Annotated in this window: 16 protein-coding genes and 1 tRNA gene; 10 read left to right on the top strand and 7 right to left on the bottom strand. The window is 36.1% G+C overall.

The genetic code is table 11. The features are described 5' to 3' along the window. The first annotated feature begins 27 nt into the window (after positions 1-27). The 7 genes from GMD78_RS13930 (at position 28) to GMD78_RS13900 (ending at position 5,751) form a co-directional block, all read left to right on the top strand. Entirely contained in the window at positions 28-282 is a 255-nt protein-coding gene (locus GMD78_RS13930; RefSeq protein WP_155669441.1) for a DNA alkylation repair protein, read from the top strand. 169 nt (positions 283-451) lie between these two features. After that, positions 452-1,351 carry an ABC transporter ATP-binding protein gene (locus tag GMD78_RS13925; RefSeq protein ID WP_155669408.1) on the top strand — a complete coding sequence of 300 codons (900 nt, stop codon included), beginning with the start codon at positions 452-454 and terminating at the stop codon, positions 1,349-1,351. A 24-nt stretch (positions 1,352-1,375) separates the two neighbouring features. Then, positions 1,376-2,122 carry an ABC transporter permease gene (locus GMD78_RS13920; RefSeq protein ID WP_155669407.1) on the top strand — a complete coding sequence of 249 codons (747 nt, stop codon included), beginning with the start codon at positions 1,376-1,378 and terminating at the stop codon, positions 2,120-2,122. A gap of 32 nt (positions 2,123-2,154) precedes the next feature. Further along, positions 2,155-2,616, top strand: a complete 462-nt coding sequence (locus tag GMD78_RS13915) for a LytTR family DNA-binding domain-containing protein (RefSeq protein ID WP_155669406.1) — start codon at positions 2,155-2,157, stop codon at positions 2,614-2,616. After that, on the top strand, positions 2,606-3,016 hold the full coding sequence (locus GMD78_RS13910) for a DUF3021 domain-containing protein (RefSeq protein ID WP_155669405.1): 411 nt from the start codon (positions 2,606-2,608) through the stop codon (positions 3,014-3,016). Before GMD78_RS13915 ends, GMD78_RS13910 begins: the two co-directional genes overlap by 11 nt. A gap of 81 nt (positions 3,017-3,097) precedes the next feature. Further along, a complete protein-coding gene (locus tag GMD78_RS13905) occupies positions 3,098-3,622 on the top strand; it encodes a type 1 glutamine amidotransferase domain-containing protein (protein WP_155669404.1) in 525 nt (174 codons plus the stop codon). A 146-nt stretch (positions 3,623-3,768) separates the two neighbouring features. Beyond that, positions 3,769-5,751: an acetoacetate--CoA ligase gene (locus tag GMD78_RS13900; protein WP_343042324.1), complete on the top strand. Its 1,983-nt coding sequence runs from the start codon at positions 3,769-3,771 to the stop codon at positions 5,749-5,751. 148 nt (positions 5,752-5,899) lie between these two features. Here GMD78_RS13900 and GMD78_RS13895 read toward each other — a convergent pair whose 3' ends face one another. The 3 genes from GMD78_RS13895 to GMD78_RS13885 all read right to left on the bottom strand — a co-directional run bounded on the left by GMD78_RS13895 (position 5,900) and on the right by GMD78_RS13885 (position 8,444). Further along, the gene (locus GMD78_RS13895; RefSeq protein WP_155669403.1) at positions 5,900-6,289 is read right to left on the bottom strand and encodes a thiol-disulfide oxidoreductase DCC family protein; all 390 of its coding nucleotides are present in this window, start codon (positions 6,287-6,289) and stop codon (positions 5,900-5,902) included. A 437-nt stretch (positions 6,290-6,726) separates the two neighbouring features. After that, positions 6,727-8,172, bottom strand: a complete 1,446-nt coding sequence (gene panF, locus GMD78_RS13890) for a sodium/pantothenate symporter (protein WP_155669402.1) — start codon at positions 8,170-8,172, stop codon at positions 6,727-6,729. Beyond that, positions 8,169-8,444 carry a YhdT family protein gene (locus tag GMD78_RS13885; protein ID WP_155669401.1) on the bottom strand — a complete coding sequence of 92 codons (276 nt, stop codon included), beginning with the start codon at positions 8,442-8,444 and terminating at the stop codon, positions 8,169-8,171. Before GMD78_RS13885 ends, panF begins: the two co-directional genes overlap by 4 nt. 295 nt (positions 8,445-8,739) lie before the next feature. Between GMD78_RS13885 and GMD78_RS13880 the strand changes: the two genes are divergently transcribed. Further along, positions 8,740-9,279, top strand: a complete 540-nt coding sequence (locus tag GMD78_RS13880) for an RNA polymerase sigma factor (RefSeq protein ID WP_343042323.1) — start codon at positions 8,740-8,742, stop codon at positions 9,277-9,279. Then, complete coding sequence (locus tag GMD78_RS13875) at positions 9,245-11,326, top strand: ankyrin repeat domain-containing protein (protein WP_155669400.1); 2,082 nt, start codon at positions 9,245-9,247, stop codon at positions 11,324-11,326. The genes GMD78_RS13880 and GMD78_RS13875 overlap by 35 nt, the downstream gene beginning before the upstream one ends. 197 nt (positions 11,327-11,523) lie before the next feature. Here GMD78_RS13875 and GMD78_RS13870 read toward each other — a convergent pair whose 3' ends face one another. Next, positions 11,524-15,222 (bottom strand): 5'-nucleotidase C-terminal domain-containing protein, encoded by a 3,699-nt coding sequence (locus GMD78_RS13870; protein WP_155669399.1) that lies wholly within the window; start codon positions 15,220-15,222, stop codon positions 11,524-11,526. A gap of 240 nt (positions 15,223-15,462) precedes the next feature. Here GMD78_RS13870 and GMD78_RS13865 point away from each other — a divergent pair. After that, positions 15,463-15,535 (top strand) — tRNA-Ala (locus GMD78_RS13865). A 172-nt stretch (positions 15,536-15,707) separates the two neighbouring features. On the opposite strand, the gene GMD78_RS21985 is transcribed toward GMD78_RS13865, so the two are convergent. From GMD78_RS21985 to GMD78_RS13850, 3 genes are all read right to left on the bottom strand, one after another. Continuing rightward, the gene (locus GMD78_RS21985; RefSeq protein WP_425495058.1) at positions 15,708-15,860 is read right to left on the bottom strand and encodes an SPASM domain-containing protein; all 153 of its coding nucleotides are present in this window, start codon (positions 15,858-15,860) and stop codon (positions 15,708-15,710) included. A 280-nt stretch (positions 15,861-16,140) separates the two neighbouring features. Beyond that, positions 16,141-16,401 (bottom strand): hypothetical protein, encoded by a 261-nt coding sequence (locus GMD78_RS13855; protein ID WP_155669398.1) that lies wholly within the window; start codon positions 16,399-16,401, stop codon positions 16,141-16,143. 123 nt (positions 16,402-16,524) lie between these two features. Then, positions 16,525-18,798, bottom strand: a complete 2,274-nt coding sequence (locus GMD78_RS13850; protein ID WP_155669397.1) for a glycoside hydrolase family 65 protein — start codon at positions 18,796-18,798, stop codon at positions 16,525-16,527. Positions 18,799-18,817 lie beyond the last annotated feature (19 nt).

The following is an 18,817-nucleotide window of genomic DNA, read 5'->3' as shown; positions in this document are numbered from 1 at the left end:
CCAATAATAATGGTGGAGGTGTTTGAAATGACTCGACCATATCGATGTCCTAATTGTAAAACAAACAGTTCACGATTTAATCTTATTGAACAAGTAGCAAAGCCCGTAAAAATAGATTCAAAAACCGGTGAGGTACTTAACGATTATACAAACGATTCTGTTGAGGTTTACCATGTAACATACAAAGGACCTGAATACAGAATCCAATGTGGTTCATGCGGTCTAGTTGAAGACGAAAACGCATTTGCAAAATTTGCCGAACACTATCAGAACAAAATATAGCTTCTACTTCAGCATCATTTTCCTAAACATCACTTACCATAAGTGATGTTTTTTTGTTTACATCCATGATTTATGTTATTTCAAACATCAAATATGATATGTTATTCATTCTTTGCGAAATAGGCGGATAGTTGTTGTCATACTAAAGAAAAAAAGGAAGGTGTATTCGTTGTTAAATATATCAAATGTATCAAAGCATTATGAAAAAACAAAGGCATTAGATGACGTTTCCTTTCATATTTCAAAAGGTAGTTGTTTTGGATTAGTTGGCCCAAACGGAGCTGGCAAGTCAACATTAATGAAAATTCTTGCTTCCATTATTCATGATTACACAGGAGATGTATTCATTGATAACAAAATACTTACTCCAGAACAGAAAGAAAAAATCGGATATGTCCCACAAGATATTTGTTTGGAAGAAGGACTTTCAGCAATCGGGAATCTATCCTTATTTGGAAAACTATACGGCCTTACTGGAAAGAAATTAAAACTTCGAGCAATAGAGGTATTAAAGCAGATTAACTTAGAAAAGCGAGCGAATGATAAAGTTTCTACATTTTCTGGAGGAATGAAACGACGTTTAAATATTGGCTGTTCCCTAATGCATAACCCGGATATCCTCATTATGGATGAAGCCACTGTAGGTATTGATCCACAATCACGGAATTACATTTTTCAAATGATTAATAGAATCAAAAATGATGGGCGTACGATTATATACGCTAGCCATTATATCGAAGAAGTAGAACTACTTTGTGATGAGGTTGTATTTATAGATAGTGGAGTTGTTGTAGAAAAGGGGGCTGTTAATGATTTGTTAAAACAATATGCCACCCCCTCTATTTTCATTAAAGGAACTCCTATAAATCTCGATAAGATGAAACAATATGGTGACGTTGTCTCTAAAAAAGGTGGATATATACTATCAACGAATGAACCATTACAAGTAATGGAAAATATGATTGCCTATTGCCGTGAGCACGTGATTGAACTAGAACAATTAGAGCTTGTCCAACCCCGACTAGAGGATATATTTTTTTCATTAACTGGTAGTGAACTTAGAGAATAAATTCTTATAATTGGAGGAAAACACATGCGTGCCATAATGATTACGGAATTAAAGAAAAATTTACAGGATAAAGGTCTATTATTCTGGATGGTCATTTTACCAATCCTATTTACCGTATTATTTATTGCAATCTTCACAGGAAATACAGATGAAACAACTCGCAAGCAGGTAATTGTATCCATCATACCCGGATATGTTGTCATGTTTGTATTTTTTATCATCATCTCGATGGTTTCTACTTTTAATAAAGACAGAGATAAAGGGATGACTGCTAGATTTGCTAGTACTCCTTTACGTCCTTATTTCTATATGTTAGGAAAATGGCTCCCATATATGTTTATTGTTTTTATTCAGATTTTTGTGTTACTTTTATTTGGGAAGATAGTTTATAATGTTCCATTAGAGCAACCTATGGTACTTCTCATCCTTTCTATCTTTTTAACCTTTACTGTTACAGCTATTGGCTTAGCTACTGCTGTCATGGTAAAAACAGAAAATATGGGATTAGCTATAACTCAGATTATTGCTTTAGGTGGGGCCATGTTAAGTGGCCTATGGATTCCACATGATATGATGCCTGACTTTATGCAGACAATTAGTTACTTCTTACCACAATTCTGGGCTCATCAAGCATTCCAAGATGCAATGGCTGGTAACATAAACTATTCCGATCTTTTTCAAACGCTGCTTATACTGTTTTGCATTGGTGTCGCCGGATTTGTGCTTGCAATCTTCCGGTATCCTGTATTTTTAAAGCGTTCTGTAACCTAAGAGTAAAGACATGTTTATATGGGGGTCCCTAGATGAAAGTAAACATAGACATTGACGAAATGTACACAGAAACACAGGTAACGATTCAAACAAATGAATGGTCAGAGGAACTCGAGGAAATTGTTAATGTTATAAAAAGAAGAAAGCCCCAACGCTTATTTGGTGTTGAGGAAGAACAAACAATTATTCTTGATCCAAAAACGATCGATTATATATACGCTGAAAAAAGAAAAATATTTGCTGCTCAAAAAAACCGTAGCTTTGAAATAAGAATGAAGCTATATGAAATCGAAAAAATATTAATCCCTCATGATTTTATGCGGTTTTCAAAATCAGTAATTGGGAACATCAATCAAATACAGCGATTTGAATTATCGTTTAATGGGAACCTTTGTGTTTATTTTCATTCTGGTAATAAAGAATATATTACACGAAATTATGTTGCTGCAATTAAAGAAAGACTGGCTATGGGAGGGCAATCAGATGTTAAATGACGTAATCAAACGAAGTATAAGCGGAATTGCTGTTGGCGGTATCCTCACCTTTATTGCCCTTACCATCTTAATCATTTTTGATATAGAATCATCCGTGAAAGAAATTTGGATGCATATGCTGGCAAGTTTTCTGATGGGTATCTATTTTGGATTAAGCTCATTTATTTATGAAAACGAAACTTGGAGCCCTTTGAAAAAAACCATCATACATTTTACTCTTTCTATTGGATTTTATTTTATTGTTGCCCTTTCCGTTGGATGGGTACCTATGAATATGAAAGCCATCATCTTCAGTTTTTTCCTATTCATTCTCATATATGCAATATTTTGGACTGGTTACTATATTTATTTTAAGAAGATTGAGGCTACACTTAATAAAGATTTGGAAGGTAGGAATTAAAAGATAACTCTTATCGAAAAATATGGATACATTCGAATTTATTTCTATCTTTTGATACACTTAAAAAAATGGAGGGTTTATATGCGATTAAAAGATAAAAAAGTTATTGCTTTAGTTGATGAAGATTTTGAAGATCTTGAACTTTGGTACCCAGTATTGCGTTTACAAGAAGAAGGTGCCCAAGTTGACCTCATAGGTAAAGAGGCAAATCAGAAATATATTGGTAAATATGGTGTACCTGCTGAATCGAAGTATGCTTTTAGTGATATCAATTCTGATGACTACGATGCTATACTAGTCCCAGGTGGGTGGGCACCAGATAAATTACGACGCTTTCCAGAAGTCTTGGCATTTATTAAAGAAATGGATCAAGCGAAAAAGCCAATAGGTCAAATCTGTCATGCTGGATGGGTTCTAATTTCTGCGAATATTTTACAAGGAAGAACAGTAACTAGTACTCCTGGCATTAAGGACGATATGACCAATGCTGGTGCAACATGGGTAGATGAAGCTGTAACCGTTGATGGTCATATTATTTCTAGTCGTAGACCACCGGATCTACCGGAATATGTAAAAGTTTTTGCCGATGAATTAGCTAAAAATTAATCTTTATTTTTTAATCAGCTAGGTGCTTCTTTCCTGACACCTAGCTTTTTTGATATAATAAAATAATTGAATCATAGATCCTTTACACATAGAAAGCGTTTCCATATAATAAAATTAATTATTGCTATAATTCAGGGAGTGATTACGTGGAACGAATCGAAGAAGGTACACTACTATGGGAACCAAATGAAGACCGTAAAACTAGATCCAATATCTATAAATATATGAACTGGTTAAAAAACCATAAGGGACTTACCTTTTCGGATTATCATTCACTATGGAAATGGTCTGTCAATGAGTTGGAAAGCTTTTGGGAATCGATATGGGAGTACTTTAATATTCAATCAAACCAACCCTATCAAACCATTTTAACAGGTAAGCAAATGCCTGGTGCTAAATGGTTTAAAGAGGCAACAATTAACTACACCGAGCACATCTTTCGTAATCGCAATCAAAATAAGACCGCAATTATACACACCTCCGAGCTGCGTCAAACAGCTGAAGTTACATGGGAAAAGCTGTACCAGGATACGGCTGCATTACAGCAAACCTTAAGAAATTTAGGTGTACAAAAAGGGGATCGAGTAGTTGCTTATACAGCTAACATCTATGAATCTACGGTTGCATTTTTAGCAACCGCTAGCCTTGGAGCCATTTGGTCAAGTGCCTCTCCTGATTTTGGGACGCAAAGTGTAATAGATCGTTTTAAACAGATTGAACCCAAAGTAATGATTACTGTGGATGGCTATAGCTATGGTGGAAAAGAATTTGATCGGACAACCATTATAGAAAATATCCAGTCCCAACTTCCAACATTAGAAGCTACTATTGGAATTCCTTATTTAAATGAACAAGAAGATTTTACAAATCTGAAAAATGTAACCTTATGGAACGATGCGATTCGGTCTACTGAAAATGTAGAATTAACCTATGAATATGTTTCTTTCAATGATCCATTATGGGTATTGTTTTCATCGGGAACGACTGGAAAACCAAAACCAATCGTCCAAAGCCAAGGTGGAATCTTGCTAGAACATTTAAAAGCACTTACCTTCCATGTAGACCTAGATGAAGATGATCGCTTTTTCTGGTTTACAACAACCGGATGGATGATGTGGAACTTCTTAGTAGGTGGATTATTAACCGGTAGTACCATTATCTTATATGACGGCAATCCAGCCTACCCCGATAAGAAAATGCTGTGGAAGCTTGCGGAAAATACTAAAATGACTGTATTTGGAACAAGTGCAAGCTTTATAACTGCTTGTATGAAAGATGACTTTTCACCTAAAAATGCATTTAATTTAACCCATCTGAAAAATATTAGTTCAACTGGTTCACCTCTCCCACCTGAAGGGTTTAAATGGTGCTACGACCATGTAAAAGATGATTTATGGATTGCATCAGCCAGTGGTGGAACTGATGTATGTACCGCATTTATTTTAGGGGTACCGACTTTACCTGTTTATGCTGGTGAACTACAATGTCGCGGACTAGGTGCGAAAATTGAAAGCTTTAATGATCATGGCCAGCCTCGTATGGAAGAAGTCGGTGAGCTTGTACTTACAGAACCATTTCCTTCCATGCCTATTTATTTTTGGAATGATAGAGACGGATCTAGATTACATGATAGCTATTTTGATATGTTCCCTGGAATATGGAGACATGGGGATTACTTAAAAATAACAAAACGAGGAACATGTGTTATATATGGTCGTTCTGATGCAACCATTAACCGAGGGGGCATACGAATCGGTACAAGTGAAATTTATCGTGCAGTGGATCAAGTAAAGGAAGTGTCCGATAGTTTAATTGTTGATATCCCAAGGAAAAATGGGGATTCCTTTGTTCCGTTATTTGTGATCATGAAGGATGGCAATGAATTAACAGAAGATATTAAACAAGCTATTAGGCATCAAATTAAAACACAATGCTCTCCTAGGCATGTTCCGACTGGAATCTATGAAGCTCCTGATCTTCCAAGAACATTGAATGGGAAAAAATTAGAAATTCCTGTTAAAAAAATCTTAATGGGCAAGCCATTAAATCAAGTGGTAAATAAAGGATCCTTGAGTAATGAAGGATCTTTGGAGTACTTCGTTGAATTTACAAAAAGCTTAATAAATTAGTTTGAACGGTGTCTCATGGAAACGAGACACCGTTTTATATAGCGTATATCATTGCTACCAAGCCTTTAGCCATCATACATGGTTATAAAGCAGGGTTTCATTTAGTAAATAAACGTTTGTTCAACCTGTGAATCACGCAATAACAAACTCATAAGAACCTGTTCCGTACTTCTGCAGAAGGAAGCATACAGCTATCTTTCTTTCCAAACCATTTATATCGATTTTTAGCTAAAATATTATAGAATAGATCCCTGATAGGTTTAGGAACAATTAACAACCCGTATAACAACTTCCAATAGCCACTAAGTTTTTTACAAACACGTAGAGCAGCAGACGATTTGGTAAAATACGTATCGCCTTCAATTAATATCATACTATCTAAATTCTTGGGAATTCCAAACTCTTTTATTAGCTCTTTTCCAGCATCACTTTGTAAGGAAGAAAAGTGATAGTACGGTTCGGACTCTTTTTTTAGGATAAATTGAACACTACGATCACAAAAATTACACTCACCATCAAATAGGATGATACCATTCATTTTATACATCCCCCCTCTTAATGACACTATAGCATGAATAACACGTTTTTTGAAAACCTGGCATTCGCCCATGGCAGAAAGTAAGGACTAGACCTGCGCTTAATAGTCTTTCTCTTGAGATTCAGCATTTTCGAGAATAATTCAGCATTTCAAGTGATTATTTCAGCATTTTCTAGATTAATTCAGTATTTCAAGCGATTGATTCAGCATTTTCGAGAATAATTCAGCATTTCAAGCGATTATTTCAGCATTTTCGAGAATAATTCAGTATTTCAAGTGATTATTCAGCATTTTCAAGATTAATTCAGCACACCTTGGCAATCAATCCGAATTTCATATAATACCGATTTGCACTCATGCAGGATAGGAAAGTTTACACTTTCCTATCCAGTATAAAAAAAGTGTTCCACTTTTAATGGAACACTTTCTTCGTTTAGTTATATTTTCATCTCATTTGTTCCCTTACTTTGCGTTGCTAAGCTAACTAATACATAGGCAAAAAAGGCTACCACGACAGGTAATACAACTGCATGCATACCAAATGGTTGTGTGAACAGATTAAAATCAGAAAGGATGTATAAGCCTACACCTACTAGCATGGAAGCTAAAGCTCCATATTTATTCCCTTTTTTCCAATATAATCCCATTACTACTGGCCAAATAAATGCAGCTTCTAGCCCGCCAAATGCAAACAAGTTTAACCAAATAATTAATTCTGGTGGATTTAATGACATTAAAAACACAATAACACCTAAAACAGCTGTAATTCCAATACTCAAGGCTTTAACTCGATTAGGAGAAGCCTTTGGTTGTATATAGTTTAGATATACATCTTTTACAATTGATGAACTAACCAATAATAACAATGAATCTACGGTAGACATGATTGCCGCCATTGGTGCCGCTAGGACAATACCCGCCAACCAAGCTGGCATTACTTCAAGCGCAATTAAAGGCATCACTGTATCTGGTACATCGATTCCGGGTAGTATTGGTCTAGCAAAGACTCCAATTAAGTGCATATTCAACATAATAAATCCAACAACAATTGTCCCAATAATCAAGGCACGATGCATGGAACGAGCATTTTTATATGACATAGCACGAGTTGCAATTTGTGGTAAAGCCACCACCCCAACACCTACAAGAATCCAAAAGGAAGATACATATGCAGGTGATAAACTACCATCTTTACCAAACGGTGTTACCAAATTGGGGTTTTCTGCCATAAGATCCGCCATGATCGAGGATATTCCTCCTCCAGCAATAATTACAGCAATAAGTAAAACGAGTGTTCCGACAAACATAACAGTACCCTGAATAGCATCTGTCAGAGCTACTGCACGAAATCCGCCAATTGTAACATAAATCAAAACAGATAAGGCAAAAATGAATAGTGCGGTTGTATAGGATAACCCTGTAAGGGATTCTATTAATCTAGCCCCACCAATCCACTGAGCAGCCATTGCAGAAAATAAAAAAATAATAATGCTAATCGCAGAAAAAAGAACAACCCATTTCGACTGGTAACGTTTACGTAAAAAATCAACCAATGTTACAGCTTTATATTTCCTCGTTACGATAGCAAATTTTTTTCCTAATACCATTAACACAAAATATCCAGTTGCAACCTGTGACATGGCAAGCAAAACCCATCCTAATCCTTGGGTATACGCTGTACCAGGACCTCCAATAAAACTACTAGCACTTCCGTATGTAGCAGTCATTGTCATCGCTAGCACAAAGCCACCTAAGCTTCGCCCACCTAAAAAATATTCATCTAAGAAATTATTGGAAGACCTAACAAATTTTCCTGCATACATCCCAATTCCAAAAATGATGATTAGAAACCCAATTAAGGGAATAATCGCTTCCCAATTCATTCCTTTTCAGTCCCTTCTACTTCTTCTTCAAAGGGAACCTCAACAAAGAACTTTTTCACAATAAATGCCACCAGAACAGCCATCACGATAAATCCTAATACACAACTATAAAAGAACCAATCTGGTAGTCCAAATATATATGAATATTCTTCAGGATCTTTGCTCCCCATACCATATGCAAAAGCAAACCACCATATAAAATTAAAAATAACCAATCCAACACCAATCAGTGCTTCCCGATTTGCAATTTTAAACCGGTAATCATCTTGCATGTAAAGACCCCCTCGTTTAGAAAACTTGGCTTTTGTAATTCTTTTTAGCAAAACTTTCTTGCCCATTTATACAGGAAAGGAATACTTTATTCTTTCTCCTATTAAAAAAATCTACTTATATAATATATAGTAAAGATATGACAAAAGAAATAATTAAATTCTATAAGTTATCCTTCTCGGCACTTATTGTAGCAATAATCTAAATTATTCAAAACATATTTTAAAAAGATTAAAATTAATGTAATGTTTTTTTATTTGCTCCGTCTAATTTAGTGAATCAGGGAGGTGGTCAATTGTGTCGCATAACGATATTATATCGGATTGGTTTGAAGAATATGGAAATGATATATACCATTTTTTGATTTATAGAATTGGTCCATCCGATGCAGAAGATTTGTTACAAGAAGTGTTTATTAAAGCACTGAAGGGTTATAAGAGCTTCAAACAAAATTCTAGCCCGAAAACATGGCTTTTAAGTATTGCTCGTAACGTTGCAATCGATGAATCACGAAAGCGAAAGTCCCGTAAATGGGGAAACACGATTCCTCTTGAAAAAGCAAATGAACCCAAAACAGATATATCTCCTGAAACAATTATGGATTTAAATGAAGAAACTAAAATTATTTACCAATGTATTCAGCGTTTAAAAGCAAATTATCAGGACGTTTTAATATTGCGCGGCATTAAAGAATTATCTGTTCGAGAATCTGCCAAAATATTGAAGTGGAGTGAGAATAAAGTTAAAACGACACATTATCGAGCAAAAATTGCTTTAAATGAGGAATTAAGGAGGTGTTCTTATGAAGGGGCACAATCATCTCGAGCAGTTAGATGAAAAGCTAAAGTCCATGCCAAAACCTGAATTAAACCAACATACAAAACTGGAAATTAAACAAGCGATTAGGAACACAAAGCCCACTCGATTTCGATCATTTCAAAAGTTAACGGTTACCCTTGGGACTGTATTTGCATTGTTTATCTTTTCCGTTTTACTCATTACAAATCTTGATGTCACGGAAGAACAGTCACATACCCAAGTGGCTTTTAATGAACTAATTGATGAAGAAATCGGAAAAATCACAGGATATGAAGCTACCAATCAAGATGTTATATATTCTTCTAGCAATGAGGAAGTCATCCAAGTATTTCAAGACTCTATAGGTTCTATGGAATTTACAGAAACAAAAGAAAACAGCTCTTCCGATGAAACAACTACTATTGAACTATATGATTATGAAATGAAAAAAATCGAGACGCTTACCTTTACTGGAAAAAGTATCGTAACGATTAACGGTATGAATTATAAAATGAGTGACGATAATCTCGAACAATTCACTTCCATCTTTTTTACGGATCAATATATAGTTGAAGATACTGATGAGGTAGAATCAACAGATGATGAAAAAGTGTTTGAAGAAGAACTAACCAAAGCACCAGGAGAACGAGATTGGGATATAATACTAGAAGCTGTTCAAAATGGAGCAGATCCTAACATTGCACTTCTAGCGGCAGCTAAGGATAACCAGAGCACTGCTGTTATTGAGCTGTTAAATCTAAATGCAAGTGTTGATGCTACTGGGGATGATTCAAATACACCATTAATGCTAACTACTAGCATTGATACCGTAGAAATACTATTAGAACATGGGGCTGATCATTCTGCCACGAATCATTTGGGACACACACCACTCATACTTGCAATCTACAGACATCAAAGCCAAATCGTAGAACGATTACTTGATACTGGAGCTAATCCGAATACTGTATTGCCAGATAGCGAAATGACCGTATTACAATTAGCACAATTTTTCGAGGACCAACAAACGATTGACATGCTTCTTGAGTACGGTGCAGAGAATGGTGCAGAGGATGATGAAGAATTTATTAATTCCTGGATGACTTCACAAATTCCATCGCTCTCAGAAATGTTAAATACAGAACTACTTGAACATGCAGCTATTGGTAGGTTACCTGGCCAGAGTGCCATACAAATCCCTGCTGATTCAAGGACATTCCCTAAAAGATTTGGGCAACCATTTGAAACATATCCAGCAGGCGACGGAATGGCTCACGTATATGGGGATCACATATTCTTTAAGCACAACGAAGAGGATTTATTCACTTCTTATCGATTTGAATTAAATCCTGATGATCACGTTACCGTAAGGGAGCTTTTTCAGGCAATCGGAGAGCCATCTAGCATTTCAACAGTGAATCAAACAATAGGTAGCCAAACTAATTTACTCTATGATCTAACTTACTATCAGATACAGTTTGTAATGGAAGGAGAAGTAGAAGCTAATTCAGAAGGTGAGATTACATCCTATTACGAGGACAGTCCAATTACCTCACTAGAACTAATCTATAAGCAACCAGGTATTGTTGAACATGCTAATGATGTACTAGAAATGCTTATTGCTGAGGATATGGACGCATTAGCGGATGCCGTTCACCCTGAAAAAGGATTGGTATTTGGACCATTTTTACAGGTGGATCACTCGCCAGTAGTTGATGACCATGAACCTATACAATTTACAGCAGCAGAAATTCCAACTCTTTTAGATAACCAAGAAATGCTTAATTGGGGATATCATGCAGCAAGTGGTTTACCAATAGAAATGACAGCTCAAGAATTTTATGATTCGTATGTGAAACCGACAAATTACGTGGAACCAGATGGAATATTTGTTAATGAGCTAAACATACGAGATGACTATTTAAATTATGTTGGAGAAAGATTCCCAGAGTCGCAGCTCGTAGAATTCTTTCATGACACAGAAGATATAGACACCCTTGATTGGAGCGGACTTGCGCTTGTTTTTGAGAAATACGAAGGTAACTGGAAGCTAGTTGCAATTATGCATGATGAATGGACACCTTAAAAATAAAATATTGAACCATATTCTGCGTTTTGGTTAAATGCGGAATATGGTTTTTTTGGTGAGAAATTGGATATTTGTTTCGATTACCGGCCTTCGTTTGGAAATATCGGCTTTCATTCTGAATTATCGGCCCTCGGCTCCATTTTATCAGCTTTCATAAAAATTAGGGCATCCTCACAGGAGGATACCCTAAAATGTTAATCTTCTAAACTAACCTTCAATACTTTCTCTGTTACATTAACCATTTCAATCGTTCTTGACACAATGCCATTTGTTACCACTAATGTAGCTTCTTTTTCTTTCAGTAAATCAACTTGCTGTTTATTTAACAAAAGACTTCTAGGTTTTTTCTCATTGTAAATGTTAATAACAACTTGAACACCTTGTTCAAGATCCTCCAAGTCTTTTGTATGAACAGTTGCTGTGCCATTGTTTTGCTTAGGAGATACTTCCACAACTGGTTGCTCTTCCCCTTCTCCAGGTACCTCATCTGTTACTGCAATTCGTCCTTCTGGTCCGTACATGATTGGATTAGATTCCGAGCTATTCAAACTACGAACAAATTCAACGGTTGCATCAATGTCTTCAGGTCCCATAACAGGATTTTGACCTAAATCCTTAATCGGTCCATCTGAAGTTCCCATATAGTTATTCACTGTTAATGTATATACAGCGTTCTCATCAATTGGTGTACCATCTGGGAATGTGATATCTACGACCTCTTGTAAATCCGGATTAAACGTATAATGGAATCCTGCAATACTATAATCTGATCCATAACCTGAAAGCTGTTCGTTTAGAATAGGATACAGATCAGCTCCTGTAATTTCAACTGTCATTAATGTATTTCCGAATGGTTGAATATTGTATAATTCGCCCCAAGTAATTGGACCTTCAAGTAAAACATCGCGTATTCCTCCACCATTCATCATCGCAAAATCGCTATCCATCGCAACGTTCATACCATCAGCAATTAAGTTTCCAAGCCCATGGTCACTGTCATTAGTATAACTACCTGTTAGCTCTTGCCCATTATATCCTACTACCTCATTGACAATAGGAGCAATTGCTTCTTCATAGTAAGATAGTGTTGTTGCTACTGTTTCATCTGGCGTGTAATCATTTTGTTTTACAAAAACAATTTCCGCTTCTTTATGAACAATATCTCCTGTAGTGCGATCAATTTCAAGATCTACATCAGCGAATGCTTTACCATATTCTGATGCTTGAACTATTAATTTGTTATCAACAATTACGTTATTGACTTGATGGTTATGTGCTGCGAAAATGACATCCACTGCATCATCAACACCATGAGCCAATTCAGCTGCATCACCTGTTGCGCTATCACCAGATTGATATGCAGGCATATGTGCTAATACAATAATTGCTTCAATACCTTGAGAAGTTAAATCTTCTACAGCATCATTCACTGCATCTACTTCATCAGTAAATGCTACATTTTCTAAAGAAGAAGGCATAACCATATTTACTGTTTCCGTTGTGTTGACACCAACGAATCCAATTTCAACACCATCCACCTCTTCTACATGATATGGAGGTAAGAATAACTCCCCAGTATCCTCATATACACAATTTGCACATAAAACCGGGAAATTCATTCCATCATAATCTTCCGTACCTTTACCCTCAGGATGATCTCCACCATTCACCATGCGTAGTAATTCATCAAGTCCTTCATCAAACTCATGGTTACCTACCGTTCCTACATCAAAGCCAATTTCCTCCATAATTTCAACAGTAGGTTCATCCTGTAAGAGACCAGATACTGGAGAACTTCCACCAATCATATCACCTGCATGAACGATTAATGTATTTGGATTTTCTTGTTCACGTTCTTTTATCGCTGCCGCCGTATAATCCATACGACCATACATATCAAAAGTACCATCCCCATCAGGGTCAAGACTATATTCCTGATCAATTTTCCCATGCAGATCATTCATACTTATCAATTGTAATTCAAGGATATTCGGATCTGCTTCGCCACCTCCATCAACTGGAGTATATCCATAGGATTCCGCTTCTTCTGCACTAGAGAAGAAGACACGTTTTTCAACTGGAACATCTGACCAATCAACAGGATCTACATACTCCATTGTGTCAGAATTACCAACATATCGCTGCAATCCTTTTTGATCATCAAATGCACGGAATACAAATGGTAACTCCAATAATGGATCTTCTGGATTCCAAATCCCTAATCCGGCATCTTTTGCTTCCTTCACTGCTTCTTGATAAACAGGATACGCTTCTTCATCAATAGGTGCTAAGAAATATGTAGATGCATACCCTTGAGCTACCATTTCTAAGTTAATATTTAGACCATCTTCCTTACGAATTACTTCCGCTAAAATTCGACCATAATCATCCGTAGGTTCTGAGCCTACCTTTAAATAAATTTCATCACCTGGTTGAATTAGCTCACTAATATAATCTGTTGCTAGGTCACCATAGTATTTTTGATTTTCATTTATCTCTGCTCTTTGTGGATCCTTATTATGCGCCGCATACGTTTCCGGTGTATCCATATTTAGAAAACGCACTCTTGTTTCTCCAAAAACTGGATCAGCAACACGGATGGTATCCCCATCTGTCACTCTCTCAACCGTAGTTTCATAGAGTCCTTCTGCAGAAGGAGGTTCTGGTTGCTCCTCTGCTACCTGGATATCTGCTTGCTCCGTTGGAATTAACTGATAATCATTATATTGGCTCACAATAGCTGTGATATCGTACCACATATTAGATTCAACTAATGATAGATCTAGTGCATTTTCCATTACTCGTAGCGTTGTTCCGTTAAAATCTGCATCAATTAATGATACATTATATCCACCACCAGCAGGACTACTTGGAATATTATTAATAAACCCATTTACTTGTACGAGCTCCCCTTCAAATGATTCTGCAATTGCTGGATCTTGAAGGTCTTCAAGAGTTATCGTTTGTGCTTCTGGTAATGCTTGATCTTGCTCTAAAATTTCTATCGATTGTGGAATAATTTCTTTTAACCCATTATAGGAGTCTAGTTCACCTGTTACTTGAACTCTATCTCCTTTAACAAGGTCCGGTAATTGTCCTTGTTGATAAGCAAATAAATTAATTCCACCCGTTTCATCTTGTATGTAAGTTGTAAATTGAGACCCATTGCTAATAGCAGCATTATCTGCTGTTACAATCCCCTCAACTGTTACGACTGTACCATCACTTAAATTACGAGCATCTCCGATAGCGTATTCATCACCGGGTTCTTCCGGGTCACCAGGATCACCTGGCTCTTCTGGATCTATACCATCCATTGTATGGCTGCCAAGATATGCAAAGGTATTACTTGGATAATCTGTCCATTCTGTTTCATTATATGTTGTACTAGGTGCTGCAATTGAAGCATTTCTAACGAGTGTTACGTCCGCTGCAAAATTAGTCCTTTCACCAATCACACCTATTACATCTATTAAGTTATCATTTTTTACTAAGGTAAATGCGTCATCCCCGTTAAAATTAATGATACTACCATTTGTAAGATCAGCAACTTCAAGAATTGCTGGATCTGCACTACTATGTGCCATTACAAATACATCACCATGCTCCAACACACCATCTAAGGTTAGTGTTTGACTTGGTGACTCTGCCCCATTGCTGTACAGTTCAACTTGGTAATCTGATAAATCAACTGTTTCCCCAGTTCCATTAAATATTTCAATTGCTTTATTAAACGAACTTCCTTCAATATACTCTGAAATGAATAAATCCTCTGCCAGTTCTTCGTTACTTTCCGCAGATGCTTTCATAGCAAAAACTGATGAATAATTCATGAAAACAATAGCGAAAATTAGAACTAGATTAAAAACCTTACGAACAGTTGAGTGTTTCATTAGTACCCTCCATTTGACATATTATTATGTTACATTCCCTCGAATCTAACACACTATTAATATGGCATATAATTTGGACAGATACCATTAACTATTTGTAAAATCTCTTAAATTTCATACTATATAACTAGCCTTTATAGCAAAACAGTTATATTATCCTATTACTTTCAACTGAGTAAATATAACTATAATAAGCAATTGCAAAAAATAAATGATAAGAATATAATAAAAGTGACCGACGGGGCATTAGCTCAGCTGGGAGAGCGTTTGTCTGGCAGACAAAAGGTCAGCGGTTCGATCCCGCTATGCTCCATTAAACACGTTCAGCTCCATTTTCTATCTGAAAATGGAGCTGATTTTTTTCATTAAATTAATACCTTCTCATATGATACTGTTTTACTCTATCTGCAAGCTCTTACATCCGGTTATCAGCATAGATAAAAAACTGCTTATAACTTTCACAAAAATACTCAACAGTAGTATCATTAAAAATTCTGAACTCGGTTTCTTGGACATCCTCCATGACAAATCTTTAGAAACTCACAAGATTTACACTGTTCAGGTAGGTTAGGTTTCACTGCTAAAAAATTTTCCCATTTCTCAGATTGGATAATTTGTTCTAATGAATCTACCCGAATGATGCCTAAACGATAATCCTCATGAATATAAAAGTCACATGGGTACGCATCACCATATTGTTCCTAAAATCAAAGTCTTTGGACATACTTCTTGATGAATACATAATTCAGCCTGATAATTTAAATAGCTTGACAATACGTTATCAAAAAAGCGAACCGAAATAATTGGATTTCCATCATTGTACCAAGCATCAAATACTTCGTATAAAAAATCTCCGTACTGTATCCCATTTGTTTGAATGGAATTACTAATAATGGTATTTCTAGGAGCATAAGTTGCCTAAAGAGCAACTACTTTTTTGAAAAAGTCTAAACCTGCTAATAGTAGTTCACCACCCTGCCACGAAAATGGAACAACTCCATGTTTAAATGCCATGTACTCTTTCATAAATTTCTCCAAAATTTCTTCGTCTATTTTTTCAATTTTTTCTGGTCTACCATTACAACGACTATAATAGCAATAGTCACAAGCAAGGTTGCATGCTTCGGAAACAGTTTTCCACATAACTCCCGCGATATCTTGATTCATTACACGTTGCATCTAACGAACTCCTCTACATGACGTTTGTATCTGTATCATTATACAATTAAGTCGCCCGTGCATTCTGTGATAACATTCACAAATATATAAATAGAAAGGAAGTAACAGCTACTTCCCTTTAAATTAAGCTTGAATTGGTAATTCGACAGCTTTTCCTTGTTCTAACGTTACAGACTTCCCATGATGAGTAATCGACAGATCTTCACCTTCTGTTATGGTATATGTTATTGTCTCTGTCTCCATCCGAACCTGTATTAATCTACCTTGATATTGCAAATGAAACTGAAGTGATTTCCACTTTTTCGGTAACGTTGGCTGCAAGGAAATCCCGCTTTCTTTTATACGTAATCCAGCAAATCCGAATACAATTGCTAACCAAGTTCCACCCATATTAGCCATATGGAGACCGTCTTTTGTATTCCCGTGGGTATTATCCAAGTCTAAACGTGCTGTCTCGTTAAAATACTCATATGCCTTCTCATCATATCCTAGCTTAGAGGCCATAATACTAAATACACAATAAGAAAGTGAAGAATCATGTGTAGTTATTTTCTCATAATAGTTATATGAGTTTCGGATTGTTTCCTCATCCTGTTCATCCTCTAGTAGAAAATGAGCAAGTACGGTGTCAGCTTGCTTACATACTTGATAACGATATAAAGTTAATGGATGATAGTTAAGTAACAGTGGGAACTTCTCTTTTGGTGTATTTTCTATATCCCAGCGACCTTTCCTCAAAAAGCTATCATCTTGTGCATTGATTTTCAGAGTTTCGTCATACGGAAGATACATATTTTCTCCAGCAACTTGCCATTCTTTAGCTTCTTGTTCAGTTAGCTGTAGCTTATTTGCCAGTTCAGATAACGAATTACTTTTTTCTAATTGATGATAGACCTTAGCAGCCCATAATAAATTATGCTTCGCCATAGCGTTGGTATAGTAATTATTATTTACTATACATGTATACTCATCTGGTCCTGTAACATCATCAATTCTAAATTTTCCATCTAACATGTGTCCTGTATCAATCCAAAGTCGAGCTGTTTCAAACAAAACTTCTGCCATATACTCTTCTAAAAACACTTCATCCTTCGTTACTAAATAGTATTGGATGTAGCTATATGCTATGTCTGCACTAATATGATACTGAGCTGTTCCTGCTGGGAAAAACGCAGAGCTTTCCCCACCAGTTATTGTACGCCAAGGGAATAAAGCACCCTGCTTATGTCCCATTTCTTTCGCCCGTTCTCGAGCGCTATCTAAAACCGAATAACGATGTAGCAATAATTTTTTTGCAATTCCTGGATTTGTCATTAAGAATACTGGGAACATATAAATCTCAGTATCCCAGAAATAATGTCCCTCATACCCTTCTCCCGATAACCCTTTTGCCGCAATATTACTTACAGAATCTTTTCCGGCAGATTGTAAGAGATGATATAGATTAAAACGAATTCCTTCTTGTAATTCATCATCTCCGTCAATTTCTATATCTGATATGCTCCAGAAATTATCTAAATATTCCTTTTGTAATAGTATAAGATCTTCAAATGTTTTGTCTGCAAGGTCTCTTTGAATTGCCAATGCTTTCTCTACGACCTCATTACCATGCCTGAGTGTATCTGTATATACATTAAATTTGGTAAAGTGTATTGGCATATTACCCTCACAAACATAAACCTCTTTTACGCCAGTATCCGTAATATTGCTCTCGTATGAAGTTTTAGATGTGATTATTGTTGACGTTACGCATGCAACTTCTAAATTGGTAACATATGTTGTATCCTTAACAATACTATACGCATCCTGTTTTCTGACATCAGAAACTTGGAGACGTTTCGCATGTCCTGATGCTACTCTTGGATCGCTCTTATCAACAAAATTTGTTACATCTCCTTCAACAGTAGATACTATTTTCACTTGATTAATATGTTGAATTGGTTCTATTTTAATATCAACTGCAAATAGCTCTTTTGTATGAAAAGAAACCACTCTTCTAAAGTGAAGCTTAACCTCTTTTCCATTAGGAGATCTCCAGTGGATCATACGCTCAGCAAAACCATGATCCACATGTAAATTTCGTTCAAAATCGATAACTTCACCATCAAATAAGGAAAAAATCTCATCATCAATATAAATAGTAATACCTTGTGCATCCATTATATTAACTAGCTTTTGCTGCTTTTCTGGAAAGGCGTACAACTTCTCGCCATATGTTATTTCTGTTTCGTCGTGGAAAGCATTAATATATGTACCACGAATCGATTTAAACTCTTTTGGATATCCTTCTTCAAAATTCCCTCTAACACCTAGATAACCATTCCCCAGTGAAAGTAGACTTTCATTCACTAACAGGTTTTGATTATCTAATTCCGACTTTGTTAGTTTCCATGTCATTTTAAGAACACTCCTGCTT

Origin of the sequence: Ornithinibacillus caprae (genome assembly GCF_009728145.1) — a bacterium.
Taxonomy (GTDB): Bacteria; Bacillota; Bacilli; order Bacillales; family Amphibacillaceae; genus Ornithinibacillus; species Ornithinibacillus caprae.
Note: the sequence above shows the minus strand (reverse complement) of the source record. Positions and strands in the feature narration are given on the sequence as shown.

What these genes read in the sequence shown, in the direction of transcription:
- GMD78_RS13930 (WP_155669441.1), top strand. Translation starts at nt 28, where the DNA reads ATGACTCGACCATATCGATGTCCTAATTGTAAAACAAACAGTTCACGA.
- GMD78_RS13920 (WP_155669407.1), top strand. Translation starts at nt 1,376, where the DNA reads ATGCGTGCCATAATGATTACGGAATTAAAGAAAAATTTACAGGATAAA.
- GMD78_RS13915 (WP_155669406.1), top strand. Translation starts at nt 2,155, where the DNA reads ATGAAAGTAAACATAGACATTGACGAAATGTACACAGAAACACAGGTA.
- GMD78_RS13910 (WP_155669405.1), top strand. Translation starts at nt 2,606, where the DNA reads ATGTTAAATGACGTAATCAAACGAAGTATAAGCGGAATTGCTGTTGGC.
- GMD78_RS13905 (WP_155669404.1), top strand. Translation starts at nt 3,098, where the DNA reads ATGCGATTAAAAGATAAAAAAGTTATTGCTTTAGTTGATGAAGATTTT.
- GMD78_RS13895 (WP_155669403.1), bottom strand. Translation starts at nt 6,289, where the DNA reads ATGAATGGTATCATCCTATTTGATGGTGAGTGTAATTTTTGTGATCGT.
- panF (WP_155669402.1), bottom strand. Translation starts at nt 8,172, where the DNA reads ATGAATTGGGAAGCGATTATTCCCTTAATTGGGTTTCTAATCATCATT.
- GMD78_RS13885 (WP_155669401.1), bottom strand. Translation starts at nt 8,444, where the DNA reads ATGCAAGATGATTACCGGTTTAAAATTGCAAATCGGGAAGCACTGATT.
- GMD78_RS13875 (WP_155669400.1), top strand. Translation starts at nt 9,245, where the DNA reads ATGAAGGGGCACAATCATCTCGAGCAGTTAGATGAAAAGCTAAAGTCC.
- GMD78_RS13870 (WP_155669399.1), bottom strand. Translation starts at nt 15,222, where the DNA reads ATGAAACACTCAACTGTTCGTAAGGTTTTTAATCTAGTTCTAATTTTC.
- GMD78_RS13855 (WP_155669398.1), bottom strand. Translation starts at nt 16,401, where the DNA reads ATGCAACGTGTAATGAATCAAGATATCGCGGGAGTTATGTGGAAAACT.
- GMD78_RS13850 (WP_155669397.1), bottom strand. Translation starts at nt 18,798, where the DNA reads ATGACATGGAAACTAACAAAGTCGGAATTAGATAATCAAAACCTGTTA.